The 10,140-nt window shown below is 68.2% G+C and carries 10 protein-coding genes; 3 read left to right on the top strand and 7 right to left on the bottom strand.

From position 1 onward, the window contains the following. Positions 1 to 5 precede the first annotated feature (5 nt). The 3 genes from AC5WJ1_RS26430 (at position 6) to AC5WJ1_RS26440 (ending at position 2,041) form a co-directional block, all read left to right on the top strand. Positions 6 to 821 (top strand): helix-turn-helix domain-containing protein, encoded by an 816-nt coding sequence (locus AC5WJ1_RS26430; RefSeq protein ID WP_133094523.1) that lies wholly within the window; start codon positions 6 to 8, stop codon positions 819 to 821. Beyond that, positions 818 to 1,201: a flagellar transcriptional regulator FlhD gene (flhD, locus tag AC5WJ1_RS26435; RefSeq protein WP_494476711.1), complete on the top strand. Its 384-nt coding sequence runs from the start codon at positions 818 to 820 to the stop codon at positions 1,199 to 1,201. The genes AC5WJ1_RS26430 and flhD overlap by 4 nt, the downstream gene beginning before the upstream one ends. A 69-nt stretch (positions 1,202 to 1,270) precedes the next feature. Further along, on the top strand, positions 1,271 to 2,041 hold the full coding sequence (locus AC5WJ1_RS26440; RefSeq protein WP_494476712.1) for a hypothetical protein: 771 nt from the start codon (positions 1,271 to 1,273) through the stop codon (positions 2,039 to 2,041). 10 nt (positions 2,042 to 2,051) lie between these two features. Here AC5WJ1_RS26440 and gabD read toward each other — a convergent pair whose 3' ends face one another. The 7 genes from gabD to AC5WJ1_RS26475 all read right to left on the bottom strand — a co-directional run bounded on the left by gabD (position 2,052) and on the right by AC5WJ1_RS26475 (position 10,119). Further along, positions 2,052 to 3,500: an NADP-dependent succinate-semialdehyde dehydrogenase gene (gene gabD / locus AC5WJ1_RS26445; protein WP_494476713.1), complete on the bottom strand. Its 1,449-nt coding sequence runs from the start codon at positions 3,498 to 3,500 to the stop codon at positions 2,052 to 2,054. Between the two features lie 234 nt (positions 3,501 to 3,734). Continuing rightward, complete coding sequence (locus tag AC5WJ1_RS26450) at positions 3,735 to 3,944, bottom strand: DUF3079 domain-containing protein (protein ID WP_133094526.1); 210 nt, start codon at positions 3,942 to 3,944, stop codon at positions 3,735 to 3,737. A 127-nt stretch (positions 3,945 to 4,071) separates the two neighbouring features. Then, positions 4,072 to 4,287 (bottom strand): hypothetical protein, encoded by a 216-nt coding sequence (locus AC5WJ1_RS26455; RefSeq protein ID WP_135702827.1) that lies wholly within the window; start codon positions 4,285 to 4,287, stop codon positions 4,072 to 4,074. Positions 4,288 to 4,418: 131 nt separating this feature from the next. Next, positions 4,419 to 5,615, bottom strand: coding sequence for an AI-2E family transporter (locus AC5WJ1_RS26460; RefSeq protein WP_195427814.1), 1,197 nt, complete (start codon positions 5,613 to 5,615; stop codon positions 4,419 to 4,421). A 378-nt stretch (positions 5,616 to 5,993) separates the two neighbouring features. Continuing rightward, on the bottom strand, positions 5,994 to 7,415 hold the full coding sequence (locus AC5WJ1_RS26465; RefSeq protein ID WP_494476714.1) for an aldehyde dehydrogenase family protein: 1,422 nt from the start codon (positions 7,413 to 7,415) through the stop codon (positions 5,994 to 5,996). 47 nt (positions 7,416 to 7,462) lie between these two features. After that, entirely contained in the window at positions 7,463 to 8,371 is a 909-nt protein-coding gene (locus AC5WJ1_RS26470) for a TauD/TfdA dioxygenase family protein (RefSeq protein ID WP_494476715.1), read from the bottom strand. Positions 8,372 to 8,442: 71 nt separating this feature from the next. Next, positions 8,443 to 10,119: a GMC family oxidoreductase gene (locus tag AC5WJ1_RS26475; RefSeq protein ID WP_494476716.1), complete on the bottom strand. Its 1,677-nt coding sequence runs from the start codon at positions 10,117 to 10,119 to the stop codon at positions 8,443 to 8,445. Between the last annotated feature and the right edge of the window lie 21 nt (positions 10,120 to 10,140).

The following is a 10,140-nucleotide window of genomic DNA, read 5'->3' on the forward strand; positions in this document are numbered from 1 at the left end:
AAACAATGCAATTGCCACCGACCAGCGGCCGGTCCGCGTCGCCCGATGCGCTGCCTTGCTGCGACAGCTGCCCCCACGCGCAGGGCTGCCAGGGGGCCGGCCTGGTACGGCATGCGCATCCCGCGGCCGGTCCGCAGCCGCAGCGCGGCGTCCGGCTGCGCAAGGGGCAGCCGCTGTACCTGATCGGCGATCCGGTCACCGCGCTCTATGCGATCCGAGTCGGCACGCTCAAGACGCATGTCACCACCGAAGACGGCCGCACGCAGGTGGTTGGCTTCCATTTTCCGGGTGAACTGGTCGGGCTCGACAGCCTCGTGCGCACTCGCTACGCGTCGTATGCCACGGCGCTGGAAGACACCAAGCTGTGCATGATCGCGGTCGACCTGGGCAGTGCCGCCATGGCCGCAGCGCCTGCGCTGGCCATCCAGCTGTTCCTGGCGCTCGACTGCATGACCCAGCGCGCGCGGGCCATGCAGACCATGCTGGCGCTGATGACTGCCGAGGAGCGGCTGGTAACGTTCCTGCTGTGGATGGCCGACGGCTTCGCGGCGCGCGGCTTTTCCTCGTCGGCGTTCATCCTGCGCATGAGCCGCGAGGAAATCGGCAGCTATGTCGGCCTGACGCTGGAGACGGTCAGCCGCCAGTTCTCGCGGATGGCAGGGATCGGGCTGATCCGCGTGCGGAACCGTTGCGTCGAGTTGCTGGACAAGCCCGCGCTGCGCGCCATCGCAGAACGCCCGAAGATCTCGGCGCGCACCGCCCCGGACACCGTCGCCGGCTCCGCAGGTACCGCCATTGGCACCACGGCGTTTATCCAATGAAGCGCAAACCGGAGCACGCCGACACGAGCGCAGGCACGACGCGCGGCGCGGCGGACCTCGGCGCTGCCGGGGCTGACATCCTGCGCGACATCCAGCAGCTGAACCTGTCCTACCTGATGCTGGCGCAGCGCCTCCTGCGCGAGCACGAAGCCGAGGCGCTGTTCCGGCTTGGCATGCGGCAGGAGCTGGGGCGCGCGCTGGCCGCGCTGGCCCCGGCGCAGATGGTGGCCCTGGCGCAATCGAACCTGCTGCTGTGCCGCTTCAGGCTGGAAGACAGCAAGGTGCTGGCATCGTTGACGGCGCCCGAGGCGCGCCACCCGCTGCGGGGCATGCATGCGGCGATCGTGATGGCCTCGCAGCCTGCCGGCGGGACGCGCTGATGCCAGCCCTGGCACTTGCGCGCCCCGCCACCGCCCGCATGGGCATAGCAACCAACCATGGAGTTATTGATGACGGGTACCGCCTCGAGCTACGTCGAGACCAGCCTGAGACTGTCCGGCAACGCGGGCCAGCCGGGCACATTGCCGACCCGCACTGAAATCACCGGCATGCCGCACGCGCACGCGCTGCTCCGTGCGCTGCCGGGCGACGCCATCGCGCAGCGCTGCATCGAAGCCGCACTGCGCGTGCTGGTGCAGGCGGGACACCAGCCGGTGCGCACGGTGGTGTACAGCGGGCAGGGCCGGCAGGCGTCGCTGGACTTCTACGTCGAGGCCGGCTTGGTGGCGTGCTGCGAGCTCGATGGCGCGCTGCAGCGCCAGCTGGCCAGCCTGTGCACGAGCGTGCTGCCACCGGGGCTGGCGCTGTCGGTGCGGCCGATCGGCACGTATGTGCCCGACGGCCCGACGGCGGGCCAGCGCGGCGCGGCGGAGCGCTTGCGCAAGTGCGCCGGCGATTTGCTGTGCCGCGGCGGCGAGATGAACCAGCGGCTGTCGTCGGTTTGCGCCTACCTGGCGGCGCTCCACGATGCGCAGGCCACTGCCGACCGGCTTGGCCACCTCGACCAGAGCCTGTTCGGCAAGGGCCAGGAATCGCTGTCGTGGCGCCTGCGCCGGCATCGCAGCGTGGAAGGGCGGGCGCTGGCACAGGCGCTCGAAGCGCTGTCGCGGGCCGCCGACTGCGCGCTGCATGAGCTGGGCAAGCCGTACGGCGCCGACCATGCGCGCTACCAGTTCGAGCAGATGCAGCGCTTCTGTGAGCAGATCGAGCGGTTTCGCTAGGGCGCGCGGGTCAGATCCCGGCCATGCAGGTGTACTTGATGACCAGGTAATCCTCGATACCGTAGTGCGAGCCCTCGCGGCCCACGCCCGACTGCTTGACGCCGCCGAAGGGCGCCACCTCGTTCGAGATCAGCCCGGTATTGACGCCCACCATGCCGTACTCCAGCCGCTCGGACACGCGCCAGACGCGGCCCAGGTCGCGCGCATAGAAGTAGCTGGCCAGGCCGAACTCGGTATCGTTGGCCATGGCCACGACCTCGTCCTCGGTGTCGAAGCGGAACAGCGGCGCCAGCGGGCCGAAGGTTTCCTCGCGCGCGACCAGCATGCCGGGCGCGACATCGGCCAGCACGGTCGGCTGGAAGAACGAATGGCCGAGCGCGTGGCGCTGTCCGCCATGCAGCACGCGCGCGCCCTTGCCGACGGCGTCGGCAATATGCTCCTCCACCTTCGTCACGGCTTTGTCGTCGATCAGCGGTCCGATGCGCACGCCATCCTCCATGCCGTTGCCGACCTTGAGCGCGGCCACGGCGGCCACCAGCTTCTGCGCGAACGCGTCGTACACGCCCGCCTGCACGTAGATGCGGTTGGCGCAGACGCAGGTCTGGCCGGCATTGCGGTACTTCGACACGATCGCGCCTTCCACCGCGGCATCCAGGTCGGCATCGTCGAACACGATGAAGGGCGCGTTGCCGCCCAGCTCCATCGACACCTTCTTGATGGTCGACGCGGTCTGCGCCATCAGCACGCGGCCCACCTCGGTCGAGCCGGTAAAGGTCAGCTTGCGCACCAGCGGGTTGCCGCTCATCTCGCCGCCGATCGCGCTCGCCGAGCCCGTCACCACCGACAGCACGCCGGCCGGAATGCCGGCACGCTCGGCCAGCGCCACCAGCGCCAGCGCGGTCAGCGGCGTCTGCGACGCGGGCTTGAGCACCATGGTGCAGCCGACTGCCAGCGCAGGGCCGGCCTTGCGCGTGATCATCGCCGCCGGGAAGTTCCACGGCGTGATCGCCGCGCACACGCCGACAGGCTCCTTGGTGACGACGATGCGCTGGTTGGTGGCCGGCGCGGGAATGGTGTCGCCATAGACCCGCTTGCCTTCTTCGGCAAACCATTCGATGAATGAGGCCGCATAGGCAATTTCGCCGCGTGCCTCGGCGATCGGCTTGCCCTGCTCTGCGGTCATGATGCGCGCCAGGTCTTCCTGGTTGGCCAGGATAAGCTCGAACCACTTGCGCAGCAGCACCGAACGTTCCTTGGCCGTGCGCGCGCGCCAGGCGGGCAGGGCGCGGTTGGCGGCTTCGATGGCCTGGCGGGTTTCCTCGGCGCCCAGCTGCGGCACTTGGCCGACGCGTTCGCCGGTGGCGGGGTTGGTCACGTCGATGCGGCGCTCGCCATCGGTCCAGCGGCCGTCGATATAGCATTGCTGCCGCAGCAGCGAAGAATCCTGGAGGTTGAGCATGATGGTTCAGGTGGAAGGCTTTGGGGGCGGTAGGCGGAAGGGCTGGATAGCCTGAGGGCGATTGTAATCCGGCCCGCGTCGAGGTTCTTGCCGCCGCCGCGTGAAAGCGTGAAAGCCGTGCGGGGCCTGCCGCGCGTGCCGGTCATCGCGCGATGCCTGGGAAGGAGCCGGCATGCACCGGGCGTCCCGCGAGAAGCAGGACGGCTGGGTGAAGGTGCGGTGATGCGGGCCCGGTCAGGCCGGAGCGGGTCCGCGCGCGGGAGCGTCCGGAGCCTCGATGCCCCAGTCGCCGTAGTCGAGCCAGTCGTCGCCGAGCAGTTCGATGGGATGCTGCGTCCGGCTGGAGCCGTTGCCGCATCCCATGGCGTCGGTCGGGCAGTATTTGTCGCAACCCCAGCAGACGCGCTCGGGATGGCTTGGGTGCAGGGGAAATTTCTTGGCCATGGCGTGGTTGGCGGGCGGAAAGCGCCCGCTTGAGCCAGATTATCCGGCCCCCCAACAATGCAGATTTGCCCAAGATCAAGGCGGGCCGAAGCCCAGCGCGGACCTGCCGATTGCGCCGGCTCCGGCTTCAGCGCCAGCCATCGGCGTCCAGCCATGTCCAGCGGTCCGGCGCCTCGCCATCCGACGAGGCCAGCAGCAGGCTTTCGCCGCAATCGCCGCAGCGGTACACGAAAGCGTTCTGGCCGCTGGTGGTGCTTAGCGTGGCCGACTTCAGCAGGCGCGCATGTGGCGGGAAATGCCCCGGCCGGTCCAGTTGCGACAGGCAAAGGTCGCACAAAGGCATGTTGGTTCCTCCAGCACGAATTCCGCAGCAGGAAAAATGCTGTGGTGCAGCATCCGTGGATTGAGTATAGATGCATTGGGGATGCGCGGGTCCGCGCCGGTGTTGCGCCGGCGCGTGGGAAAGCGAACAGACTATTCGCCAAGGAACTCCGCCACCACTTCCAGCCCTTCGATGTGATCGGCCACGACCTTGGCAATGGTGATCAGCGGGATCGCGAGCAGCATCCCCCACACGCCCCACAGCCACGTGAACAGCAGCAGCGCCACGAACACCGCGACGGCATTCATCCTGGCCATGCGACCCGTCATCCAGGTGGTGACGAGCGAGCCGATCAGCGTGGCGATCAACAATGAGCCGCCCGCGGCTGCCGCGGCCATGCCGAGCGTGCCGAACTGCATGAACGTCACCATGCCCAGGCACAACGCGATCGCCATTGCGCCAAAGTAAGGCACCAGGTGCAGCGCGCCCGCCGCGATCGACCAGCTGCCCGCGTTATTGACGCCAAGCCATTTCAGCAGCAGCCAGGTACAGACCCCCAGCGCCGCATTGGTCACCAGCAGCATGCCCATGTAACGCTGGATCGAGCGGTTGACCTCGTCCAGCATGTGCACGCTGATTTTCTTTTCGGAGATGGTATTGCCGACCATCTTGATGAACTTGCGCTTGAAGGTGTCGCCCGCCAGCAGCAGGAAATAGAGCAGGAACACCACCACCACCGCCTGGCCGGCCATGGTGAAGATGCTCACCGAGCCGGCCAGCAGCATGGTGTTGATCTGGTCCCCCGAGTGGTCCACCACCACGTGCGGCACGCGCACCGGCGGCGGCTGCCCGGCGCCGCTGAGCACGGTGGCGGCGCGCCGGACCTTTTGCCACATCGAATCGTCGCCGCTCAGCAGGGCGCCGACCGAGCGCGACAGCTTGCTGGCCACCTCGGGCAGGCTGTTGACGATGGACTCCACCTGGCCTTGCAGCAGGTAGGCGCCGCTGAGCAGCGCGCACAGCAGCGCCAGCAGCACCACCGTGCCGGCCGCCACGCGCGGCATGCCCAGCCGCTGCAGCGCGCGCACCGGCGGGTCGAGCAGGTAGGCGAGCACGATCGCGATCACCACCGGCACCAGGAAATCGCGGGCGAGATGCACGGCATAGAGCGAGAACAGCACTGCCAGCACGACCAGCGCCGTGCTGGCGCGCTGCAGGGCCGCGGACACCGTGGCAGGCGCAATCGCCACCGTCGGGGCGTCGGCCGGCGCTGCCGGATCTGCTTCCACAGGAGCAGGCGGCTCGGCATGCGGTATCGGGGACGGAGCAGGGTCGGGAACGGTCGACATAGCCGGCGCTTCGGCAAAAAAGGGGCTGTCTTTGAAATGTAGCTGCCTGGCGACGCGCGGCTGTCGGACGCCGCCGACTGCTGGTGTCAGACAAGGGCGGCTGGTCGGGGTGTGGCATGCGCGGCATTTGCGCCTGCAAGTTGCCACGGCAATTTTGAACGGTCGGGACAGGTGGCGCGGGCATCCCCCATACAGCGGGCGCTGTCCGAACTGGTGAGGGAGGCCCTGCTGTACCGGCGCGCCGGGTTCGGTACCTTTGGCAACAAGGCGGAAAAGCCCGGCCGGCAGCTCAAGCGCTGCCGGGCCGGGCCTCTCATGGCCGGGCTCGTGTTGCGAGGCGCCCATTGCGGGGCGCCTGCGGCCGGGCCATTACGGCGGTCAGCCGGTGACGGTCTTGGTTTCGAGATACTCGGCGATGCCTTCCGGACCGAACTCGCGACCGTTGCCCGAGGCCTTGTAGCCGCCGAACGGCACCGAGATGTCCATCGACGCGCCATTGATGCGCACGCTGCCGGCCCGCAGGCGCGCGGCCAGCTTGCGGGTGCGCTCGGGGTTGGACGACGCGATGTACGCCGCCAGGCCGAACTCCGTATCGTTGGCGATGGCCACGGCGTCGTCCTCGGTGTCGTAAGGCAGTATGCACAAGACCGGCCCGAAGATCTCCTCGCGCGCAATGGTCATGTCATTGCGCACGTCGGCAAAGACGGTCGGGCGGGCATAGAACCCTTGCGCCAGCCCCTCGGGACGGCCCGGGCCGCCGGCGGCCACGCGCGCGCCTTCCTCGATGCCGACGCCGATCAGCCGCTGCACCTTCTCGTACTGTGCGCGGTTGGAGAGCGGTCCCATTTTGGTCTGCGCATCGGCGGGGTCGCCCACCGTGACCGCGTTGGCCACCACCACGGCAATCTGCACCGCCTGTTCATACTGCGCGCGCGGCACCAGCATGCGGGTCGGCGCGATGCAGGTCTGCCCGGAATTCAGCATCACGTGGGCGACGCCGCTGGTCACGGCGGCCTGCAAATCGGCATCGTCCAGGATCACCAGCGGCGACTTGCCGCCCAGTTCCTGCGTCACGCGCTTGACCGTCGGCGCGGCGCTGATCGCCACCTCGACGCCGGCGCGCGTCGAGCCGGTGATCGAGACCATGTCGACATCGCGGTGCGACGACAGCGCCGTGCCGACCACGCGGCCTTCGCCAAAGACCATGTTGAATACACCCGGCGGCGTGCCGGCGGCATCCATGATCTCGGCAAAGATCTGCGCGTCGAGGGGCGCGATTTCCGATGGCTTGAGTACCACGGTACAGCCCGCCGCCAGCGCCGGCGCCACCTTGGCGGCGATCTGGTTCAGCGGCCAGTTCCATGGCGTGATCAGCGCCGCCACGCCGATGGCCTCGCGCAACAGGTAGCTCTTGCCGCGCTGGCTTTCGAATTCGAACTCGCGCAGCGCCTGCACCGTGGCCTGCAATTGCGCCAGGCCGATCGCGGCCTGCAGGTTGGTGGCGACGGTGATTGGCGCGCCGATCTCCTGCCGCACCGCCTGCGCCAGGTCGCCCAGGCGCGCCTGGTACGCGGCCATGATGCGCTCGAGCAGGGCGATGCGGTCCTCTCGGGTGGATGCCGACCACGCCGGCAAGGCGGCGCGCGCGGCAGCTACCGCGTGGTCCACGTCGGCAGCCGTGCCCATGGCGATCCTGCCCGCCACCGACTCGGTGGCCGGATCGATGAGATCGGCCTGGGTTGCACCCGGCGCGGGTTGCACCCACTGGCCGTTGATATAGAACTTGTCGACGAGTTTCATCGGGTTTGCCTCGCAGGTCGATGGGGTAATCGATGGGGAGGGGCCGCTCATACCGGACGGTCGCCGATGATGGTGGCGCGGTTCATGTGGCGCACGGCGGGGAAGTAGTCCTGCACTGCGTAGTGCTGCGTGGAGCGGTTGTCCCACAGGGCGATGGTGTCGGGCTGCCAGCGCAGGCGCACCTGGTATTCGGGCGCTGCCGCCTGGCGGTACAGGTATTGCAGCAGGTCCAGCTCGGCGGGGCGATAGTCCGAGCCGATGCGGTAGGCCTGTTCCTTGACAAAGTTGGCGAAGTGCGTGGTGAAGGCCTCGTTGATGAAGAGGATCTTCTCGCCGGTTTCCGGATGGGTGCGCACCACCGGATGCACCATCGGAGGGTACTTGGCGCGCATTTCCGCATACTTTTCCTCGGACAGCGCGGCGCCAAAGGTGGGCATCGCGTCATGGACCGCCTTCAGGTTGGCAATGCGCGCCTTCACGTCCTCGGGCAGCTTCTCATAGGCCGCGGCCATGTTGATCCAGATGGTGTCGCCGCCCACCTCGGGGCAGGTAATACAGCGCAGCATCGACCCCGTCGAGGGAATCTCGCGCCAGGACACATCGGAGTGGTACAGGTTCTCGCGCCCGCGCTTTTCGCCGTCGCGGCCGAACACCACCAGCTCGGGATGCTCGGGATGGTTGGTGAACATCGGATGCACTTCGAGTTCGCCGAAGCGGCGCGCGACGGCCACGTGCTGCGCCGGCGTGATCGCCTGCTTGCGGAAGAACAGCACCTTGTGCGTCAGCAGCGCGGCGCGCAGCGCGAGGTAGGTGCCGTCATCCAGGGCTTCGCGGAAATCGATGCCTTCGACTTCGGCGCCAATGGCAGGCGTGCAGCGGCGCACGGTGAACGGCCAGGAGGCCGGGTCTTGGGCGCGGAACGCTTCCGGGCTGAGGGTCAGGGCGGTGGCTTGCATGCGTTGTCTCCTTTGTGATGGCTGTTGCGGATGCAGTTCGCCGCCCGGACCAGCCAGGCGGCGAGGGGTTTTCAGCGGGCCGAGGCCTTGATCAGGTCCGCAGCCTTTTCGCCGATCATGATCGTCGGCGCGTTGGTATTGCCGCCGACCAGCGTCGGCATCACCGAGGCATCGGCAACGCGCAGCCCGTCGATGCCGCGCACGCGCAACTCGGGATCGACGACCGCCATGTCGTCGATCCCCATCCTGCAGGTGCCGACCGGGTGGTAGACGGTGTCCGCGTGCGTGCGGATGAAATGGCGGATGGCCTCTTCGTTGCTGTTGTCCGGGCCGAAATCGTCGGTCAGCAGCTCACGGCCCCCGTATTGCGCCAGCGCCGGCTGGGCGAAGATGCGGCGGATGGCGCGCACGCCGGCCACCATGCCGGCCATGTCCTCCTGCGCCGACAGGAAGCGTGGGTCGATCAGCGGCGCGTCGCGCATGTCCGCGCTGCGCAGGCGCACGTGGCCGCGGCTCTTCGGGCGCAGCACGCAGGCATGGCACGAATAGCCGTGGCCGAGCTTGCTGCGCTTGTCCATGTTGCGGTTGCCGACCAGCGCGACCACGAACACCAGTTGCACATCAGGGATGGAAAGCTCGGGACGGCTGCGGAAAAACGCGCCGGCCTCGGCAAAGTTGGACGTGACCATGCCGGTGCGGTGGCGCCGGTAGCGCATGACCTCGCCCGCCATGCGCAGCAGCCCGCCTGCGGTCTGCCCGAACAGGTCGGTCGAATGCAGTTGCTTGTTGACGATGATGTCGAGGTGGTCCTGCAGGTTTTCGCCCACGCCGGGCAGGTCGTGGACCACGTCGATGCCAAGGCCGCGCAGCTGTGCCGCCGGGCCGACGCCCGAAGCCATCAGCAACTGCGGCGAGTTGAAGGCACCCGTGCTGAGCACGATCTCGCGCCGCGCGCGCAGCACCTGCTTCTCGCCGTTGCGCACGATCTCCACGCCGGTGGCGCGCCGGCCCTCGAACAGGATCCGCAGCGCCTGCGCGTCGGTCAACACCGACAGGCCGCTGCGGCCGCCGTTGAAGGCCTTGTCCGCGGCATCGCCGCGATGCAGGTAGGCGCGCGCCGTGTTCCAGCGCTCGCCGTTGCGCTGCGTTACCTGGTACAGGCCGGCACCTTCCTGCGTTAGTCCGTTGAAATCGGCATTGGGCGCCATGCCGGCCTGCAGCGACGCTTCGACAAAGCGCCGCGAGAACGGATTGGGCGAGCGCAGGTCGCTGACATGCAGCGGACCGTCGCTGCCGTGCAGCGGATCACTGGCCAGCCTGGCGTTGTGCTCACTGCGGCGGAAGTAGGGCAGCACGTCGTCGAAGCCCCAGCCCTTGCAACCCAGAGCTGCCCATTCATCGTAGTCATTGCGATGGCCGCGCACGTAGAGCATGCCGTTGATCGAAGAGCTGCCGCCCAGCCCGCGCCCTCGCGGCTGGTAAGAGCGCCGGCCGTTCAGCCCGGCCTGTGGTTCAGTGTAGTACGCATAGTTGCGCGGCCCGGCCTTGGGAACGGTGTGGGCAAAGCCGATGGGCGCCCAGACCGAGAGGTGGTGGTCATGCGGCCCTGCCTCGAGCAGCGCCACGGTTGCGCCACGGTCTTCGGCCAGCCTTGCGGCCACGGCGCAGCCCGCCGAACCCGCGCCGATCACGATGTAGTCAAAGTCCGCCGTCGCGCGCGCGGCGCCTGGTGTTGCGTGGGTATGCAATTGCGTGTCTCCTGAGTCGCC

This window comes from Cupriavidus sp. MEYA8, assembly GCF_059278825.1.